The sequence below is a fragment of the Sphingobium sp. FG125 genome (assembly GCF_057809795.1).
The window spans coordinates 1-17,489 of sequence record NZ_JBMDKQ010000026.1 but is presented as its reverse complement, the minus strand read 5'-3'; the positions used below and the strand labels follow the sequence as shown (position 1 = coordinate 17,489).

The 17,489-nt window shown below is 64.0% G+C and carries 16 protein-coding genes; 5 read left to right on the top strand and 11 right to left on the bottom strand.

From position 1 onward, the window contains the following. Nucleotides 1-52: 52 nt before the first annotated feature. Together ACODSR_RS18755 and ACODSR_RS18750 are read left to right on the top strand one after the other, a co-directional pair. Nucleotides 53-631, top strand: coding sequence for a nitroreductase family protein (locus ACODSR_RS18755; protein ID WP_489078143.1), 579 nt, complete (start codon nt 53-55; stop codon nt 629-631). A 72-nt stretch (nt 632-703) separates the two neighbouring features. Further along, entirely contained in the window at nt 704-1,048 is a 345-nt protein-coding gene (locus ACODSR_RS18750; RefSeq protein WP_489078142.1) for a GntR family transcriptional regulator, read from the top strand. Between the two features lie 153 nt (nt 1,049-1,201). On the opposite strand, the gene ACODSR_RS18745 is transcribed toward ACODSR_RS18750, so the two are convergent. From ACODSR_RS18745 to ACODSR_RS18710, 8 genes are all read right to left on the bottom strand, one after another. Further along, nucleotides 1,202-3,238: a tetratricopeptide repeat protein gene (locus ACODSR_RS18745; RefSeq protein ID WP_489078119.1), complete on the bottom strand. Its 2,037-nt coding sequence runs from the start codon at nt 3,236-3,238 to the stop codon at nt 1,202-1,204. Continuing rightward, nucleotides 3,235-4,599, bottom strand: coding sequence for a PEP-CTERM-box response regulator transcription factor (prsR, locus tag ACODSR_RS18740; protein WP_489078118.1), 1,365 nt, complete (start codon nt 4,597-4,599; stop codon nt 3,235-3,237). The genes ACODSR_RS18745 and prsR overlap by 4 nt, the downstream gene beginning before the upstream one ends. Next, a complete protein-coding gene (gene prsK, locus ACODSR_RS18735) occupies nt 4,599-6,671 on the bottom strand; it encodes an XrtA/PEP-CTERM system histidine kinase PrsK (RefSeq protein ID WP_489078117.1) in 2,073 nt (690 codons plus the stop codon). The genes prsR and prsK overlap by 1 nt, the downstream gene beginning before the upstream one ends. Nucleotides 6,672-6,681: 10 nt before the next feature. Then, entirely contained in the window at nt 6,682-8,070 is a 1,389-nt protein-coding gene (locus ACODSR_RS18730) for a TIGR03013 family XrtA/PEP-CTERM system glycosyltransferase (RefSeq protein WP_217671836.1), read from the bottom strand. Nucleotides 8,071-8,245: 175 nt separating this feature from the next. Beyond that, complete coding sequence (locus ACODSR_RS18725; protein WP_489078116.1) at nt 8,246-8,506, bottom strand: hypothetical protein; 261 nt, start codon at nt 8,504-8,506, stop codon at nt 8,246-8,248. 231 nt (nt 8,507-8,737) lie between these two features. Continuing rightward, nucleotides 8,738-9,400, bottom strand: coding sequence for a sigma-70 family RNA polymerase sigma factor (locus tag ACODSR_RS18720; protein WP_489078115.1), 663 nt, complete (start codon nt 9,398-9,400; stop codon nt 8,738-8,740). Between the two features lie 119 nt (nt 9,401-9,519). Beyond that, entirely contained in the window at nt 9,520-9,651 is a 132-nt protein-coding gene (locus tag ACODSR_RS18715; protein ID WP_489078114.1) for a hypothetical protein, read from the bottom strand. Between the two features lie 81 nt (nt 9,652-9,732). Beyond that, nucleotides 9,733-10,524, bottom strand: coding sequence for a response regulator (locus tag ACODSR_RS18710; protein ID WP_489078141.1), 792 nt, complete (start codon nt 10,522-10,524; stop codon nt 9,733-9,735). Between the two features lie 292 nt (nt 10,525-10,816). Here ACODSR_RS18710 and ACODSR_RS18705 point away from each other — a divergent pair, with 292 nt between their 5' ends. Then, nucleotides 10,817-11,068 (top strand): NepR family anti-sigma factor, encoded by a 252-nt coding sequence (locus tag ACODSR_RS18705; RefSeq protein ID WP_489078113.1) that lies wholly within the window; start codon nt 10,817-10,819, stop codon nt 11,066-11,068. 103 nt (nt 11,069-11,171) lie between these two features. Beyond that, nucleotides 11,172-12,683, top strand: a complete 1,512-nt coding sequence (locus ACODSR_RS18700; protein WP_489078140.1) for a sensor histidine kinase — start codon at nt 11,172-11,174, stop codon at nt 12,681-12,683. Between the two features lie 110 nt (nt 12,684-12,793). On the opposite strand, the gene tgt is transcribed toward ACODSR_RS18700, so the two are convergent. Next, nucleotides 12,794-13,924 carry a tRNA guanosine(34) transglycosylase Tgt gene (gene tgt, locus ACODSR_RS18695; RefSeq protein WP_489078112.1) on the bottom strand — a complete coding sequence of 377 codons (1,131 nt, stop codon included), beginning with the start codon at nt 13,922-13,924 and terminating at the stop codon, nt 12,794-12,796. Nucleotides 13,925-13,963: 39 nt separating this feature from the next. Then, nucleotides 13,964-14,143 (bottom strand): hypothetical protein, encoded by a 180-nt coding sequence (locus ACODSR_RS18690; protein ID WP_119745427.1) that lies wholly within the window; start codon nt 14,141-14,143, stop codon nt 13,964-13,966. A gap of 238 nt (nt 14,144-14,381) precedes the next feature. Between ACODSR_RS18690 and ACODSR_RS18685 the strand changes: the two genes are divergently transcribed. After that, the gene (locus tag ACODSR_RS18685) at nt 14,382-15,344 is read left to right on the top strand and encodes a crotonase/enoyl-CoA hydratase family protein (RefSeq protein ID WP_489078111.1); all 963 of its coding nucleotides are present in this window, start codon (nt 14,382-14,384) and stop codon (nt 15,342-15,344) included. A gap of 20 nt (nt 15,345-15,364) precedes the next feature. Here the strand turns inward: ACODSR_RS18685 and ACODSR_RS18680 are convergent, their stop codons facing one another. Further along, complete coding sequence (locus ACODSR_RS18680) at nt 15,365-17,320, bottom strand: putative bifunctional diguanylate cyclase/phosphodiesterase (RefSeq protein ID WP_489078110.1); 1,956 nt, start codon at nt 17,318-17,320, stop codon at nt 15,365-15,367. Nucleotides 17,321-17,489: the final 169 nt, after the last annotated feature.

The following is a 17,489-nucleotide window of genomic DNA, read 5'->3' as shown; positions in this document are numbered from 1 at the left end:
AAAAGCGCAGGCGGCCCTTGCGTCAAAGCGGGTGCCGCGCCATCTGGGCGCGATGTTCAATGATCGCTCCTCCCCGCTCGCCCTGCTCCAGACCCGCCGTTCGGGCAAACCGCGCGACCTGATCGCGCCCGGCCCGGACGATGCGCAATTGCGCCAGATATTGGAGGTGGCGATCCGCACGCCCGACCATGGCAAGCTGGCCCCGTGGCGCTTCGTGGTCGTGCCGCTGGAAAAGCGCGCGGCCTTCGCCGACCTCCTCGAAACCGCCTATCGCGCCGAAAAGCCCGATGCCGGACGGCTGGAGATAGACGCGATGCACCAGTTTGCCCATCAGGCGCCGACCTTGGTGGTGGCCCTGTCCGCGCCGGTCGCGGGCAGCAAGATACCGGTGTGGGAACAGCAATTGTCGGTTGGCGCAGCGATCATGAATTTGCTCAACGCCACCCATGCGCTGGGCTTTGCCGGGGGCTGGCTGACCGGGTGGCCGACCTATAATCAGGATGTGCGCGCGGCCTTTGGCGCGGAAGGCGAAAGCATCGCCGGCTTCATCTTTATCGGCACGCCGGGCAAGCCGCAGGAGGAGCGACCCCGGCCAGATTATGACGCCGTGATATCAGTTTGGGACAGATAGTTACGCAATCGACCCGATCCAGCGCAAGCAACTGCCTTGCGCGCATCGCTGTATTATGGCACTGACGCAGTCATGGTCGACGATTCCAAACCCGTCTATCTCCGCCTGCGTGAGATTATTGCTGCGTCCATTTTGGATGGTGAATTTTGCGATGGCGACATGCTGCCATCGGTGCGCGCCTTTGCCGCGCAACAGGGTGCCAATCCGCTGACCGTGGCGAAGGCCTATCAGAGTTTTCAGGACGACGGGCTGGTCGTGGTGAAACGTGGCGTCGGCATGTTCGTCGCTGACGGCGCAACCCGCCGGTTGCGCGTGGCGGAACGGGAGCATTTTCTGGAAACCGTCTGGCCCCCGGTCGCGGCGCAGATTCGGCGGCTGGGGCTGCGCATCGACGAACTGGACGCGCAGAAGGCCTGAGCTGAACGCGGGCTTTTCCTGTCTCTTTAGGTACCATTCCCCAACCTCCGTTCGTTTCGAGCGAAGTCGAGAAACGGTAACGCGCGGTTTCTCGACTTCGCTCGAAACGAACGGACCAAAGGGAAGTCATCACGTCTCGCAGGGCAGGATTTCCTATAGCGCTGCCAATGCGTCAACCGCCTCCTGCCGCCCGGCAAAATTACCGGTCGCAGCGCGTTGCAGCGCCAGCTTCGCCTCGCCCTTGCGCCCTACCGCGGCATAGGCCTGCCCCAGATGGAGTTGCAGCACGGGAAGTCCCGGTGCCAGCGCCACTGCCTTTTCCAGCAGATCGACCGCTGCCGGTCCCTTCTCTCCCGTTCGCAGCAGCGTCCAGCCGTAAATGTCTGCGGTCATCGGGTTGGCGGGCATCAGGCGATAGGCATGGGCGGCATAGGCCCGCGCAGCCCCGCGATCCCCGCTTTCCAGCGCGGCACGGGCGAGGTCGGCCATCAGCACCGCGTCGCCATCGCCGGTCTGCGCCCGCACCGCGTGCAACAGGCGCTGCGCCGCGCGCCAGTCCTGCCGCTGCATGGCGATAGCGGCGGCCAGGCGCTGGGCTTCGGGGTCATTGGGATGCTGGGTCAGGAAAAGTTGCACGACCTGCGCCGCCCGCACGGCATTGCCCGCCTGCCCCCAGGCGGCAGCAAGGCGCATGGCAGCGGCGCGATCGAACCGTATATTGGCGGAGGCTTCATAAGCGCGTGCCGCGTCGGCAGGACGGCCCGCAGCGCCAAGCGCGTCGCCCTGGATCAGCCAAGCATCGGGCGCACCGGGATTGGCGTGGCTGAGCGCCTCCGCGCGGGCCAGTGCGTCACCGACACGGCCCGTGCTCAGCAAGGCGCGGATATAGGGGATATTGTCGCGCGCGGTCGCGGCGCTGGCGGGCGGTGGTCCGTCGGCCAGCATCGCATCGCGCGGACTGGCGAAGGGATCGGCAGCCGCGCGCACCGGCCAGGCGGCACGGGCCAGCATGTCAGCAGCCATCGCCCGGTTGCCCAACCCCTCCTGCGCGCGCGCGGCCAGCGTCAACACATAGGGATCGGCGTCGCGCTGGGCGACGATCGGGGCCAGCAGGGTTGCGGCGGCAGCATAATCGCCGGTCAGATATTGGGCGCGCGCCAACAGCGTGCGGGCGGTGCGATTGTCGGGCTGGGCCGCGACCAGCGGGGCCAGCGCTTCGGCGGCCAGGACGGCATTGCCCTCCTGCAAATTCAGCACGCCGCGCAACAGCCGGGTCGCCGGTTCATCGTCCAGCCGTCCCTGCGTGCGGTCCAGCAAAGTGCGGGCAAGATCAGCCTTGCCCGCGCGCGCCGCCATCACCGCCTGCATCATCCACGCCCGCGCATTGGCGGGATCGAGCGCCAATATCCGGCGCGTGAGGCTGAGCATCGCGCCCGCCGATCCGGCATCCGCCAGCGTCGCTGCATATTGCTCCATCGTCGGGATCGAATCGGGACGAACCGCCAGCGCCCGGTCGAACCAGGGGAGTGAGGCAGTCAGGCCATATTGGGCGCGGGTCAGTTCACCGCGCAGCGTCAGCGCCTTGGCATCGGCAGGGTTCAGTGCAACGGCCCGGTCAGCCGCCGCAATCGCCCCCGCCTGATCGCCGGTCGCCAGCCGGAAGCGGCCAAGCTCGACCCAATTTTCCGCATCATTGGGCGCAATCGACAGCGCGCTGGCCAGCGCATTTTGCGCCGCGCGCATATCTCCCTGCGCCATGGCGGCACGCGCTGTGATGCGCGCGACCATGTCCAGATCGGTGTCGGGCACGTCAGGCGCGCGCGCCTCCTTCAGCGCTGCAACGGCATCCCCCTGCAACAACAGCGCCTGCGCCATGACCGCGCGAGTCTGCGACGGTGGCGCGCCCAAAGCCCGCGCGCGCTCAACTTCGGCCTGCGCCCCTGCCCCATCACCCAGTTCCACCAGCGCCCGCGCCTGCGCTTCCCGCGCGACCACGGATCGCGGCGCGCCCTTGATCGCGTTCATCAGCTCGATCCGCGCCGTGCGCGCATCACCCTTGTCGAGCGCCGCCAGCCCGCGCGCCAGCGCAGCGCTGCCGTCACGCTCATGCGCGCGCCATTGCCACAGGCCCGCCACGCCCAGCAGCAGGGCGACGATCGCAGCAATCAGGGCGATACGAGTTCGGCTCATGCCTGCATCTGATATTGCTTGAGCAAGTCATAGAGGGTCGGGCGGCTGATCCCCAATATCTTGGCCGCGCCCGATATATTGCCGTCGGTGCGGGCGATGGCGCGGCGGATGGCGCGACGGTCGGCCATTTCCCGCGCGGCCTTCAGGTTCACGACTTCGCCCCCGGCGGCGCGCTCCTCGTCCAGGTCGAGATCAGCGGCGGTCACCAGCTTGCTATCGGCCATGATGACCGCGCGCTTCATGCGGTTTTCCAGCTCGCGCACATTGCCTGGCCAGGTCCAGGCGTCGAGCGCCGCGAGTGCATCGGGGGCCAGCCCCTTGACCCCAGGGTTCATCTCCCGCGCGAAGCGGGTCAGGAAATGCCGCGCCAGCAGCGCCGGGTCGCCCGGCCTGTCTTTCAGCGCGGGGATGCGGATGACGATCTCGGCGAGGCGATAGTAAAGATCCTCGCGGAAGCTGCCCGCTGCGATCATCTCCTCCAGATTCTGGTGGGTGGCGCAGACGATGCGGGTATCGACGGCAATGGCGGTGCGACCGCCGACCCGCTCGATCGAGCGTTCCTGCAAGAAGCGCAGCAATTTGACCTGAAGCGCCAGCGGGATGTCACCCACTTCATCAAGGAACAGGGTGCCGCCCTGCGCCTGTTCGATCTTGCCCGGCGTCATCTTGATCGCGCCGGTGAACGCGCCCTTTTCATGGCCGAACAGTTCGGATTCGAGCAGGGTTTCGGGGATCGCCGCGCAATTGATCGCGACGAAAGCGCCGTTCCGACGCGGACTGGCATCGTGCAGCCCCTGCGCCAGCAATTCCTTGCCCGTGCCGCTGGCGCCCAGCAGCAGAACCGAAACCTGCGCGCTGGCGACCCGTTCGATGGTACGCGCGACCTTCATCATTTCCGGCGCAGCGCTGATCAGGCGGCCCAAGACCCGGCCATCCTCCGGCGCAGTATCGGCGAGGCGCGCATTTTCCTGTTCCAGCGCATGAACATGGAAAGCGCGGCGGACGATCATGCCCAGTTCGTCGATGTCGACCGGCTTCTGGTAAAAATCATAGGCCCCGCCCGCGATCGCATCGAGCGCGCTTTCACGCGCGCCATGGCCGGACGCGACGATGACTTTGGTGTCGGGCTTGATCCGCAATATCTCCGCCAGCGTGGCAAAGCCCTCGCTGGTGCCGTCCGGGTCCGGCGGCAGGCCAAGGTCCAGCGTCACCACATCGGGGGTTTCCGCGCGCAGAATCTCAATCGCCTCTTCCCGGTCGCCCGCGATGAACAGCTGATAATCCTCATAGGCCCAGCGCAACTGGCGCTGGAGACCGGGATCATCCTCGACGATCAGCAATTTGGGGCGCGTGTCGCTCATCAGGCGGCTTTCTCTTTTTGGTCGATCCGGGGGGCCAGCGGCAGGCGCAGGGTGAAGCGGCTGCCGACGCCGATCTTGCTTTCAACGTCGATCCGCCCGCCCATGGCCTGCGCCAGCGCGCGCGCCTCGAACGCGCCAATGCCGAAACCGCCCGCCTTGCTGGACGAAAAGGGCTTGAACAGATCGCGGCGGATATATTCCGCGCTCATGCCCCGGCCATGGTCGATAATCTCCACCAGCACGTCGCTGGCGTCGGCGGACAGGCGCAGTTCGACCGGACTGTCCGGCGCGCTGGCGTCGATCGCATTCTGGAGCAGATGGGTGAGTATCTGTTCGACCCGCGCCGGATCGGCCAGCGCCAGCGGCGCGGTGCCTAACACCTCAACCGGGTGCTGGCGCGCGCGGGTGCGGGCGACCTGATCGGCCATGTCGCGCAGCGAAAGCGGACGGGGTTCTTCCGCCTTGCCCTTATTATGCTGCGACAGGCGGGCAAGCATGTCGTTCATCTTGCCGACTGATTCCTGGAGCGTCAGGACCATATCGGCGCGGAAATCGGGGTTGTCGGCATGGCGCTGCGCGTTGCGGGCGAGCAGCGAAAGCTGGCTCACCAGATTTTTGACGTCATGGATGATGAAGGCGAAGCGGCGGTTAAATTCCTCGAACCGCTGCGCATCGTCCAGCGCCTGCTGGCCCTGCGCCTCGCTGATATAGGTCGCCGCCTGCCGCCCGGCGGCGCGCAGCATGTCGAAATCCTCCCAGTCGAGTCGCCGGTCGATCGGCGGTCGGGCGAGCAGGATCGCGGCGATCAGGCGGCCATAATGAACGAGCGGCACCAGCGCCCAGCCGCGCCTGTCCTCCACCATCCAGTCGGGCAGGCGCAGTGCGCCCTCCCCGGTCCTGGGCTTGCCAAGATCGATGATCCAGCCAGTCTGTTCCCATGCAGCTACCGTCTCCGGGGCCAGCGTCGCGCTGTCGGGCAGGTCGCCGCCCCAGTTCCAGTGGGTCTCGAACGTCAGCCCGCCCTGTTCGTCGCGCAGCAACAGCATGGCGGCGGGCGAATCGGTGATGTCGGCGACCGCCTTGGCCACCCGCTCGCCCAAAGGTGCGGCATCCTCGCCGGGGCGGCCGATCGTCTCGCCAAAGCGCATCCATTCGGTGCGATAATCATAGCGATGCTGGAAGAAATGCTTGGCGACCTGCACCTTCCACAGCGCGCGCATCTGTGGCGATGGCAGCAACACCAGCGCGGTGACGGCGGTGAAGAATACCGCGCCGATCTCCACCACGCGCGCATAAGGCCCGGCGATGAGTTCGACCAATATGGCGGCGGCGGTCAGGACGATGACATAGAGGGCAATGGCAAAGAGCGACAGCGACTGAAAGGTCAGGGTACGCGACAATTGCAGCCGCCCGGCCATATCCTTGCGCATCCCCACCGCGATCACCGGGGCGAGCAGCGCCATCAGCAGGCCGCGCAGGGCGTAAAGTTCGCTCACGCGGGTCGGGGCGAAATAGCAGAGCGCATAGAGATTAAGGTCATAGGTCCACATCGCCACCAGCGCGCCGAGCAGCAGCGCCACCCCGCCCCGCTCACGCGAGGGCCAGGCGGTGTAGAGATGATGGACCAGCAGCAGGCTGCCGATCGCGGTCATCATCCGCAGCACCAGCGACACATTGACGAGCGCGCGATGCATATCGCTGTCCGGCGACAATTGCCGCCAGACCAGATCGGTCGAGGTCTGGAGCAGGATCAGCCCGGCAACCGCGGCATAGAGCGCGCTGATCGCCAGGATCGGCCCGGCCCGGCCCACCGGCCCGCGCCGCAGCATGACGAACATCGTCAGCAGCCAGGCGGCATTGCGGATGCTTTCGCCGATACCGGTCAGCGGTTTGGAGACGCCGCCAAAGGACACATACAGCGCCCAGCAACTGGTCAGCAGCAGCGCGACCGCCAGCATCCGGGGTTCGGCCGTGTCGTCCCGCCGCCGCAGGATGAAGATGCCCAGCGCCGCAAACAGCACCGCGGCCAGCGCATGGCCCCAGTCGCCGACAAATTGAAGCAGCATGCCCATAGCGTGCGCCTCAGCGCGCGCCGTCGGGCCAGAGGACAACCCGCAGGGTCTGGATCAGGATCAAAAGGTCCAGGAAAGGCGTGTAATTCTTGGCGTAATAGAGGTCATATTCCAGCTTGTGCCGGGCATCCTCGATCGACGCGCCATAGGGGTAATTGATCTGCGCCCAGCCGGTAATGCCGGGCTTTACCATATGGCGTTCGGCATAATAGCGCAGATGCTGTTCCAGATCCTCGACGAACTGGCGGCGTTCGGGGCGCGGGCCGACAAAGCTCATTTCGCCCTTCAGCACGGTCCAGGTCTGCGGCAATTCGTCGATCCGCAACTTGCGCAGCCAATAGCCAAGGCGGGTGATGCGCGGATCATCCTTTTCCGCCCAGACCGCCTGACCATCGACTTCCGCGTCAGTCCGCATCGTGCGCAGCTTGACGATCCAGAATTCCTGGCCGAACAGGCCGACCCGCTGTTGCCGGTAGAAAGCCGGTCCCTTGCTGTCGAGCTTCACCAATATCGCGGCGATCAGGATGACGGGGCCGGTCAGCGCCAGCAGCAGGGCGCTGGCAAGGATGTCGAACAGCCGCTTGGCGAAGCTGGATATGCGGCGACCGGCGGAAAAGCCGTCGGAAAAGATCAGCCAGCTGGGATTGACGCTGGCCAGGTCGACCCGGCCTGTCTCCCGCTCAAGGAAAGTCGACAGGTCGTTGACATGCACGCCGGTGGTCTTGATCCGCAGCAGGTCGGACATGGGGATGGCGTTGCGCCGTTCCTCCAGCGCCAGCACCACTTCGCTGGCGTTCAGGCGGACGACGAAATCGGATAGATTGTAAATGGCGCTGCGGTTGATCGCTTCCTGCACAACCTGCGGCCCGTCATTCATGGCGATATAGCCGACGACCAGATAGCCAGCGCCCTTCTTCTTTTCCAGTTCGCGGATGCGGTCGGCGCGATTACCCGCACCCAGCACGACCAGCCGCCGCTTGAACGCTTCGCCGCCCAGCATCGAACCGAGCAGCAGGCGCAGCGCCAGCAGCAAGCCCATCGCCAGCCCCATCGCGTAGAGCGAGTTGGAACGCCACAGCGTCATGCCGGGCAGCAGGAAATAAAGGACCGAAAGAAAGATGACGCCGAGCGACACAGCGACCAGCAACCGGGCAAAGGCGAATCGGATCGATTGCAACGCTTCGGTGCCATAAACGCCGACCGCGATCATGCCGGTCTGGATCGCGAAGGCGAAGCTGAGCAGCGGCCCCATGCGGGTCGTCACATGCTCGATATCCATGCCGATCTGGTGTGCGCGCAAGATCCAGCCGCCCTCCGCAGCGCAGAGCAGCAGCACGAAATCGAGCAGCCCCAGCAGCAGCACGGCGTGCGGCACATAATGTTTGAACAGCCTGATCATGGTCGCACTATCGGTCCTGGTGGTGTCGGACCTGCCCTTACAATGGCTGTAAGAAAATCCGACAGGCCTATACCCTGCCCGAAAATGGCAAAGAAATCCTGAATCCGGGACGAAAGTGCTTAAAGACGGCGCGCTGGGGTCACCCGATAATGTCAGCGTGCCCCGCCGCTATTGATCATTTGGTGTCGCCCAGCTTGTCGGCGGCATTCTTGGCCGCGTCACCGACCAGTTTGGCCGCGTCGTCCACCGACTGCGCGGCACCGGTGACGGCTTCCGCCTGCCGATCATCGCGGCGATCATTGGTCAGGTAGAAAAAGCCGATGGCCAGGATCAGCGCCAGCGCGACCAGCGCAAACACCACGCCGCTGCCGCGCGATCGCTCGACTATGGTGACATGAACGGACGGATCGTCCCGCCCCGTGGGGTCATTGCCCATATTGCGTCTCCTTGATGGAGCAACAACGGGCAGAGCGGGCCAATCGTTCCGGTTAGAGTCTGTTTGGAAATGCGCCTTTTGCGCATCCGCACCGGCCTTCAAACGAGTCACGTGCCTCGTTTGAACCCCACCCGACCTCCCACTCAGGATACACTCTGTGGGCGGTCGGGTGGGGGTGTGGGCCGGTGCGGCAACCGAAATGCGCTCTTTTGCGCATTTCGAAACAAACTCTCAGTCCTCTATCTGATCATGATCACGACCCCGGCTGAGCCGATCGACATCGTCCATAATCTCGTCCAGCACGGCTGTTTCGGTCGTCACCTGGCTGCGGCGCGACGGCAGGTCGCCGCTTTCGAGTATCTGTTCGAGCGCCGCGCGACCGCGGGCCACCCGGCTCTTGATCGTGCCGACGGCTACGCCGCAAATCTCGGCGGCTTCCTCATAGGCAAAGCCCCCTGCGCCCACCAGAATCAGCGCCTCGCGCTGGGGCTGGGGCAATTGCAGCAGGGCGCGTTGCATGTCGCTGAGTTCGACATGCTTGTCCTGCGATGCAGGCGCCGCGAGGATGCGATCTGCGGTCAGGTCGTCCCAATCGCCGCGAAAACGCGAACGGCGCATTTGCGAGAGATAATGGTTGCGCAGGATGATGAAGGTCCAGGCGCGCATGTTGGTGCCGGCCTGAAAGCGCTGCCGCGCCGCCCACGCCTTGAGCAGGGTTTCCTGCACCAGATCGTCCGCTGTATCCCGGTTGCCCGACAGCGAACGGCCAAAGGCGCGAAGGTGCGGGATGACCGCTGCCAGTTCACGCTTGAAATCCGTGTCCGAAAGCGGCGCGCGCTCTTCCGCCGGCACAATCTCGGTCAGGTCATCGCTGTCGCCAACGTCATCAGACATGGGCAGGTCCCCCTTGGTGGTTGCCGTCCTCATCCCATGAACCGACATCGTCAAAGCCATAAATGCGCCCGCATCCTAAATCATGTGCCGTCAAAAACCAGTTCCCGCAATCTGTGCCGTTAGCGCCAGAGGACGAAGAGCATCACAATCACGGCCAGTGCCAGCGAAATGCCCAGCACATAGCGCACGACATGCTCCGTCGATCCGCCGCGCGCGTCATCGGTCGTGATATGCTGTTCAGGATCTACCATGGCCCATCTCCCGATCGTTACGCATCATTAACGCCAGCAACGATCGGGAGTTCCACCACTCGGTTATAAACGCGCCGCCAGTCAGGCGGGGGCAGTCGCCTCGTCAAAGAACAGTGCCTGCGAAATCGCCGCCTTGACGGTCGACCGCTGGAACGGCTTGGTGATCAGGAAGGTCGGCTCCGGCCGTTCGCCGGTCAGCAGCCGTTCGGGGAAGGCCGTGATGAAGATCACCGGCACCGAAAATTCAGCCAGGATGTCCTTCACCGCGTCGATGCCGCTGCTGTCGTCGGCCAGTTGAATGTCGGCCAGCACCAGCCCCGGACGATCGGCCAGCGCTTCGCGCACCGCATCCTCCGCCGTCACGGCGATGGCGGTCACATCATGGCCCAGATCACGGACGATGGTTTCAATGTCCATCGCGATGATCGGTTCATCCTCGATAATCAGCACCTTGGCGCGGGTCTGCGCCTCGATTTCGCTCAGGGCTTCCTCGACCAGCGCTTCCACGTCAGCGCTGTCCATGTCGATCAGATAGGCGACATCATCAACCGTGAAGCCTTCCAGCGCGGTCAGCAGCAGAGCCTGACGCGGCAGCGGGGTCAGACGGGCAAGCCGCGCCTGCGCGATCGCTTCGCGGCTGCCGCCCGCCGTCACCGGAATATCCTCCAGATGGGAGGAGGACCAGATGGCATGGAAGGTGCGATAGAGGCCAAGGCGCGGGTCGACGTCGGATGGAAACTCCTCCGGCGCGGCGACGATCGCTTCCAGCGCGGCGCGAACATAGGCGTCGCCATGCGCCTGGCTGCCGGTCAACGCGCGGGCATAGCGCCGCAGGAACGGAAGATGGGGGTGCAATTGCTGTCCAAGCGACATCGTCAAATCTTCTCCCTGCCCATAAGGGGCGTAATGTTCCGAAGCATCGGTGCCGGCATATAGGTGTGGCATGTGAAAGGATGGAATGTCCCTGCCGTCATGGCAACCCCTGCCCCCCAAACATCGCCAAAAGCGCGGCTGCATAAAAAATGCTTCATTCGCCGGAACCATCAACGGGGAGATTTGTTTCGCAGCCATATGGATTTTTCGATTTTATCGTGAATTTTGTATCAATCGCGCGGGACGACGAATTGACGTCCCGTAAGAATCCCGCAAGTACGGGCAGGCTGGCGTGTCAGATATTGCTTCAGAGGGGCTGATTTTGGTTTCTTCATCGACGGAACGTAGTGCGGCGGGAGGGGACACGCCGGATGGCGTGACCAGCCCGGACAGCGGCCCCCATGCCGCTTCGTCACCCCGCAAGCGCCGTGTCGCTCCCAAAGAAGATAGCCATGTGTCCCAGGCGCTGCGCACCGTCTATCAGCGCGCTGTGGATGAAGATATACCGTCGGAAATGCTCGATCTGCTGAGCAAGCTGGACTGACACAGTCATGAACGGGGGCAGCCTTCCTCCGGCCGCCCGCACCGGGACCGCCCGATCGCCGGGCGTGCCGCTTGCCGGATTTTTCCGGTCAACCGGTGTCAAGATGTTCCTCATCCTGACGCTGGCACTGTTGCCTTTAGGGCTGATTGCGCTCATCGCCTCGCTCCAGGCCATCCGCACCGCCGACCTTGAAAAGGAAGCCCTGCTGCGTGTTGCGGTGACGCAGAGCGCGCGCAAGCTGACCGCCGATCTGCAATCGGACCGGACGGCGCTGGAACTGACGGTCAACGCCCTCGCCAGCCCCGGCAGCGAGACCGGTATCTGCAAGCGGCTGGAGCTTTTCCTGACCTCGCATGACCGCGATGGCGGGCATTTTTACATTTACGACCGGCGCGGCCAGCGCCTGTGTGGATCGCCCGTCCCGGAACCAGCAGGCGTCGCCATCGGCGACCGCTTCGAAGGCAAGGACGCGCAACTGCTGCCCGCTTCGCAATTTCTGGTGAGCCGGGTGCGCAGCCGAAACGGCGCGCTCGTCGGCTTTGCCTATTATTCGCGCGCGCATCTCGAAAGTGTCGCCGATCCCGCCACTGCGCTGCAAAATCGAAAACTGACCCTGCGGCAGGGTGACGCGCGGATGGTCATCAGCCGTCCCGGCGGCGCGCCGATCAGCGGCCATAGCAGCAGCCTGTCGGCCCGGCTCGATCCGCCCGACATCATACTGACCATGACGGTACGGGATCCGCCAGCGACCATCGCCCGTATGCTCTCGCTCTTTCTGCCGCTGGTCATGTGGTTTGCGGCGGCGGCGGTCGGCTGGTTTGTCGTCAATCGCCTGTTGATCCGCCCGCTGGTGCTTCTGCGCCGATCGGTTGCGGCCTATCATCCTGGCGAGGTGCTGGAGCCGCTGCAAAAAGTCCGCACTCCGGCGCAGGAGATCGTCGCGCTGGGTGAGACGTTCCGCGAAATCAGCGAGGATGTCGCCACCCATGAAGCGGAAATGGCGCAGGGGCTGGAAACCCAGCGCAAGCTGACCCGTGAAGTGCATCACCGGGTCAAGAACAACCTCCAGATCATCGCCAGCCTGATCAACCTGCACGCCCGGTCGGCGCATGATCCCGAAGCGGTGGAGGCCTATGCCTCTATCCAGCGGCGGGTCGATGCGCTGTCCGTCGTCCATCGCAATCATTTCGCCGAACTGGAGGATAATCGCGGCGTGGGCGTGCGCCCGCTGATCAGCGAATTGTCCGCCAGCCTGCGCGGCACTGCGCCGGCGCAGGCCCGTCGCTTTGGCATCCAGATCGACGCGGACGACCTGCACATCAGCCAGGATGTCGCCGTGCCGATCGCCTTTCTGCTGACCGAACTGGTCGAACTGGCGATGATGCTCGACCCGCATGGCGCGATGCGGATTGCGGTGCGGGGCGTGGCGGGTCGCGACAATCGCGCGCTGCTGAGCGTGCAGTCGAGCGGACTGCGCGCATCGGACGCAATGACCATGCATCTGGCCGAACGCTATGGCCGGGTGCTGACCGGCCTGTCGCGTCAGCTGCGCGCGCCGCTGGACCATGATGCGGAAGCGGGCGGTTATACGATCGAGATCAGCGTCATTCCGTGAAGCGCGATGCCTACACCTTGATCCGTTCGTTTCGAGCGAAGTCGAGAAACTGTGCACCGGTTTCTCGACTTCGCTCGAAACGAACGGAGGTCAAGAGTTTCACCCGTCGCTCAGGCGCGCTGATAGTCCCGGCGGAAATCGGCGACGAAATTGGCAAATTGTCCCGCCGCGATGCTGTCACGGATCGCCTGCATCAGTGACTGGTAAAAATGGATATTATGCTGCGTCATCAGCATCGCGCCCAGCATCTCTCCGGCTTTCACCAGATGATGAAGATAGGCCCGCCCCCAGGTCGCGCAGACCGGGCAGGTGCAGCGTGGATCGAGCGGGCCTGTATCTTCGGCAAAGCGGGCGTTGCGGATGTTGAGCGGCCCGGCCCAGGTGAAGGCTTGCCCATTGCGGCCCGACCGGGTGGGCAGCACGCAATCGAACATATCGATACCGCGTTCGACCGCGCCGACAATATCGTCGGGCTTGCCCACGCCCATCAGGTAGCGCGGCTTGTCCTGCGGCAGCATGTCGGGCGCGAAATCGAGCGTGGCGAACATCGCCACCTGCCCCTCGCCCACGGCTAGCCCCCCCACGGCATAGCCGTCGAAGCCGATGTCGATCAGTTGCTGCGCGGACTGCTGCCTTAAACCTTTATCCAGCGAACCCTGCTGGATGCCGAACAAAGCCGCGCGCTCCGCATGGTCGCCGCCTGCATCAAAACCGTCGCGCGAGCGCCTGGCCCAGCGCATCGATCGCTCCATCGACCGCGCCGCCTCATCATGGGTGCAGCCATTTTTGGTGCATTCGTCGAACGCCATCACAATGTCGCTGTCGAGCAGCCGCTGGATTTCCATCGACCGTTCGGGGGTCAGCATATGCTTGGACCCGTCGATATGGCTGGAGAAAGCGACGCCCTGCTCGCTCATCTTGGTGAGTTCCGACAGGCTCATCACCTGATAACCGCCGCTGTCGGTCAGGATCGGCCGGTCCCAGCCCATGAAACCATGCAAGCCGCCCAGCCGCGCCATGCGCTCCGCGCCGGGACGCAGCATCAGATGATAGGTATTGCCCAGGATGATGTCGGCCCCGGTCGCGCGCACTTCGGCCGGGCGCATCGCCTTGACCGTGGCGGCGGTGCCGACCGGCATGAAGGCGGGCGTGCGTATCTCGCCGCGCTGCATCTGAATCGCGCCGGTGCGCGCCTTGCCGTCAGTCGCGGCGATGGAGAAGGAAAAACGGGTCTGGGTCACGCGCGCCGTTTATGAGCGAACGGGCGCAGGCACAAGGGTTCACCCCGCCTTGCGCACGCCTTCAAACAGCATCAGCGCATCGATATTGAAGCCTTCGACCCGGCGATAGGGGCCGATGAAGCGCAGGCAGTCCGCCGACAGGCGCAACGGCCATGCCGTGCCCGCTGAATCATGGAGGGCCAGCGTGACAAATTTGGAGTCCTGATCGCGGTCGTTCATCTGCCTGTGGCTAATTAATAAAGGTTAACAAAGCCCTGAGCGACGATCGAGAATGGCCAGGGACGGGCGTGTTTGTTGCATATCCGCAACAAGGAGTCTCATTCGGGCCAATTTGTGACGACGCGTTTGCAACAGTTCCCTACAAAAATAGTTAACGCGCTGTTCACCGACGGGGGGTTGATTGCATCCTCCATGCGAGCCTGTTCTGTTCAGTCGGAATAGAAAAATGGGGACGCAGATGATTGATTCAGGACGGTTTAGTCCGGCAAGAGACATGGTCGAAACGGCCGGTGAGGAGCATTTTGCGCCTGACACCGACCAACCGGCCTTTCCCGTAGCGGAAATAGCGGTTCCAACCGGCCGCTCCACCCTTTTCGACCTTGGCCAGATCGATGTGCGCTGGGACGAGGAACTGGCAACCCTGTGGGCCTTCATGACCCCGCATGAACGGCCCAATTCCAATCTGGGCCTGATTCGCGACACGATGGCGTGGCAGCGGGAGAGCAAGCGCGTCTATGGCGGCGCCGACGGCAGCGGTCGCGATGGCCCGCTCAAATTCATGGTCCTGGGATCACGCTTCCCCGGCGTGTTCAATCTGGGCGGCGATCTGGAAATGTTCGCCGAATGCATCCAGCGCCGCGATCGCGCCACCTTGCTCAGCTATGGCGTCGCCTGCTGCGAGATTGTCGATCGCATCTGGCACTGCAACGACATGAACATCATCAATATCGGACTGGCGCAGGGCGACGCGCTGGGCGGCGGGCTGGAAGCGCTGATGTGCTTTGACGTCATCATCGCCGAGCGGCAGGCCAAATTCGGCCTGCCCGAAGTCCTGTTCGGCCTGTTCCCCGGCATGGGTGCCTATTCGGTCCTGTCGCGGCGGGTAGGCCCCGTGCTGGCGCGCGAGATGATTGCCGAGGGGCGCATCTATAGCGCGGACGAAATGTGCGAGATGGGCATTGTGGCGCAGGTCGTCGAGCAGGGCGAAGGCGAGGCGGCGACCGCCAGATGGATTGCCGACCATAGCGCCCATCATGCCGGTTATGTCGGCATCAACCGGGCCGGGCGGCGGGTCAATCCGCTGACGCTGGCCGAACTGACCGACATTGTCGAGACATGGACCGATACGGCCCTGTCGCTGTCGGATCGCGACCTGCGGATGATGCGGCGGCTGGCGGCGGCGCAGACCCGCTTGCGCTGAAACGCTGTCGCGGCGGCGGGTCAGGCCTGCCGGCGCGGCCGTTTGTGAATGACGGGATCGGGGCGTTCGCCCCCTTCGAGCGGACCATCGGCGATCATTTCGGCGATGCGTTCGCTGGTCACCGGACGGCTGAACAAATAGCCCTGCACGTTGGTGAACCCTGCTTCACGGGCGTGGTGTAGCTGGTCCGTCGTCTCGATCCCCTCCGCCACCGTATCCATCGCCAGATCACGGGCAAGGTTACCGATGGCGCGCACGATCGCGCGATCCTCCGCATTGGAGCTGACCCCCGCCATGAAGCTCTGGTCCACCTTCAGCGTGTCGAACCGGTAGGAGCGCAGATAGGAGAGCGAGCTGTAGCCGGTGCCGAAATCGTCGAGCGCCAGCCGCAACCCGATGCGCTGCAATTCGCGCAGGATCGCGTTGGTCTGGCCGCTATCGTCCAGGAAAATGGATTCGGTGACTTCCAGCTCCAGCCGCCGTGCAGGCAGGCCGGTCTCCAGCAACGCGGCGATGACGTTGCCCGGCAGGTCGTGCGACTTCAATGAGGCAGGCGACACGTTGATGGCAATGCGGACCTCGCCGGGCCAGGAGGCCGCGGCGATACAGGCTTCGCGCAACACCCAGCCGGTCATCGCCTCGATCATGCCCATGCCTTCGGCGATCGGGATGAATTCGGCGGGCGAAATCGGTCCCAGCACGGGATGTTCCCAACGCAGCAGCGCCTCGCACGCGTCGATATGGCCGCTTTCGAGATCGACGATCGGCTGGAACAGCAATTTGAGTTCATTTGTCTCCAGCGCGCGGCGCAGCCCGGTTTCGATCTCATGCACGCGATTGAAGCGTTCCTTGAGCGACCAGTTGAAGCTGGCGGCACGGTTGCGCCCTTCCCGCTTGGCTTCGTACAGTGCCAGGTCGGCATGTTGCATCAACTCGTCCATGTCGCGCCCGTCCTGCGGCGCGACCGCAAAGCCGAGCGATGCGGTCACCTGGAGGTGATTGTCCGACAGGTCGAAACCATGGGCGAAATAGCTGATGATTTCCTGCGCGATCGCTGCCGCCGTCACCCGATCCGTATCGGCGCAGATGATGACAAATTCATCGCCGCCAAAGCGCGCGATCCGGCCGCGGCCCTGCACGACCTCGTCCAGTCGCTCAGCCACCGCGCGCAGCAACTGGTCGCCGACCATATGGCCCAGCGAATCATTGATTTCCTTGAACCGGTCAATGTCCATCCACAGGATGGCGACGGCATCGTTGCGCTTCTGGCTGGTTTCAAAGATTTCGCGCAGCCGCATCTGCATCGCCATGCGGTTTTCCAACCCCGTCAGACTGTCGAAGCGGGCGAGTCGTTCGAATTTTTCCGCAAGCAGCGACTTGTCACGCTTGCCGATCAGCGCCTGGACGACGATGCGATGGGTGGTCGAGCTGATTTCCGCCAGGCCCAGCACCATCGCCACCATAGCGACCGACAGGACGCGATAGCCGGTCGATCCTTCCATCCATAGCCCGGTCGCGGTCGGCAGCAGCGCCAGGCACACCTGCCCGATGGCGATCTGGACGCGCCCTGCATTGCGGCCGGAGATACCGCCTGCATAGCCCGTGGCCATCGACACGCTCAGCATGTGGATGACCGGATTGGCCGATCCGATCAGCGTTACGAAGCCCATCAACCCCAGCAGCCCGGCATAGGCCCAGGCGCCCAGTTCATAAGCGAGTTCCCAGTTGCGCGAGGCGACAGCGGTGCCGCGCACCAGCTGGCGATGGAAGAAAACCGCGGAGATGACGCGCAAAGTGGCAACGACACAGACAGCGACGACAACCGCATGGATCGCCGGAAAATCGCTCATGCTGCTGATGACGATACCCACGGCGGTGCCGGTGGCAGCGCCAATGGTCAGGGATGCAGGAGACGCATAAAGGGATTCGACAAGGCTGCGCCGGACGTCGGCCTCCTGCCCCGTTAGCTGCGCCATGCGCTTTTCCAACAATGTCCTCAAAGCGCGCAAATTAGCGGGTCTCCGGTTCCCACAGCCGGTGTCGCATTTTCCCTTTATTTTTTGGTTAATATCGCCGCAGCCCCAGCCGAAGGACTGTCTTCTGTGGATGGCTCCCGCGTTGCAAGCATAAAGTGATGATCTGACG

What these genes read in the sequence shown, in the direction of transcription:
- ACODSR_RS18745 (WP_489078119.1), bottom strand. Translation starts at nt 3,238, where the DNA reads ATGAGCCGAACTCGTATCGCCCTGATTGCTGCGATCGTCGCCCTGCTG.
- ACODSR_RS18685 (WP_489078111.1), top strand. Translation starts at nt 14,382, where the DNA reads ATGATTGATTCAGGACGGTTTAGTCCGGCAAGAGACATGGTCGAAACG.
- ACODSR_RS18750 (WP_489078142.1), top strand. Translation starts at nt 704, where the DNA reads ATGGTCGACGATTCCAAACCCGTCTATCTCCGCCTGCGTGAGATTATT.
- ACODSR_RS18700 (WP_489078140.1), top strand. Translation starts at nt 11,172, where the DNA reads ATGTTCCTCATCCTGACGCTGGCACTGTTGCCTTTAGGGCTGATTGCG.
- prsR (WP_489078118.1), bottom strand. Translation starts at nt 4,599, where the DNA reads ATGAGCGACACGCGCCCCAAATTGCTGATCGTCGAGGATGATCCCGGT.
- ACODSR_RS18690 (WP_119745427.1), bottom strand. Translation starts at nt 14,143, where the DNA reads ATGAACGACCGCGATCAGGACTCCAAATTTGTCACGCTGGCCCTCCAT.
- ACODSR_RS18720 (WP_489078115.1), bottom strand. Translation starts at nt 9,400, where the DNA reads ATGTCTGATGACGTTGGCGACAGCGATGACCTGACCGAGATTGTGCCG.
- ACODSR_RS18710 (WP_489078141.1), bottom strand. Translation starts at nt 10,524, where the DNA reads ATGTCGCTTGGACAGCAATTGCACCCCCATCTTCCGTTCCTGCGGCGC.
- ACODSR_RS18680 (WP_489078110.1), bottom strand. Translation starts at nt 17,320, where the DNA reads ATGGCGCAGCTAACGGGGCAGGAGGCCGACGTCCGGCGCAGCCTTGTC.
- ACODSR_RS18730 (WP_217671836.1), bottom strand. Translation starts at nt 8,070, where the DNA reads ATGATCAGGCTGTTCAAACATTATGTGCCGCACGCCGTGCTGCTGCTG.
- ACODSR_RS18755 (WP_489078143.1), top strand. Translation starts at nt 53, where the DNA reads ATGTTCAATGATCGCTCCTCCCCGCTCGCCCTGCTCCAGACCCGCCGT.
- ACODSR_RS18715 (WP_489078114.1), bottom strand. Translation starts at nt 9,651, where the DNA reads ATGGTAGATCCTGAACAGCATATCACGACCGATGACGCGCGCGGCGGA.
- prsK (WP_489078117.1), bottom strand. Translation starts at nt 6,671, where the DNA reads ATGGGCATGCTGCTTCAATTTGTCGGCGACTGGGGCCATGCGCTGGCC.
- ACODSR_RS18725 (WP_489078116.1), bottom strand. Translation starts at nt 8,506, where the DNA reads ATGGGCAATGACCCCACGGGGCGGGACGATCCGTCCGTTCATGTCACC.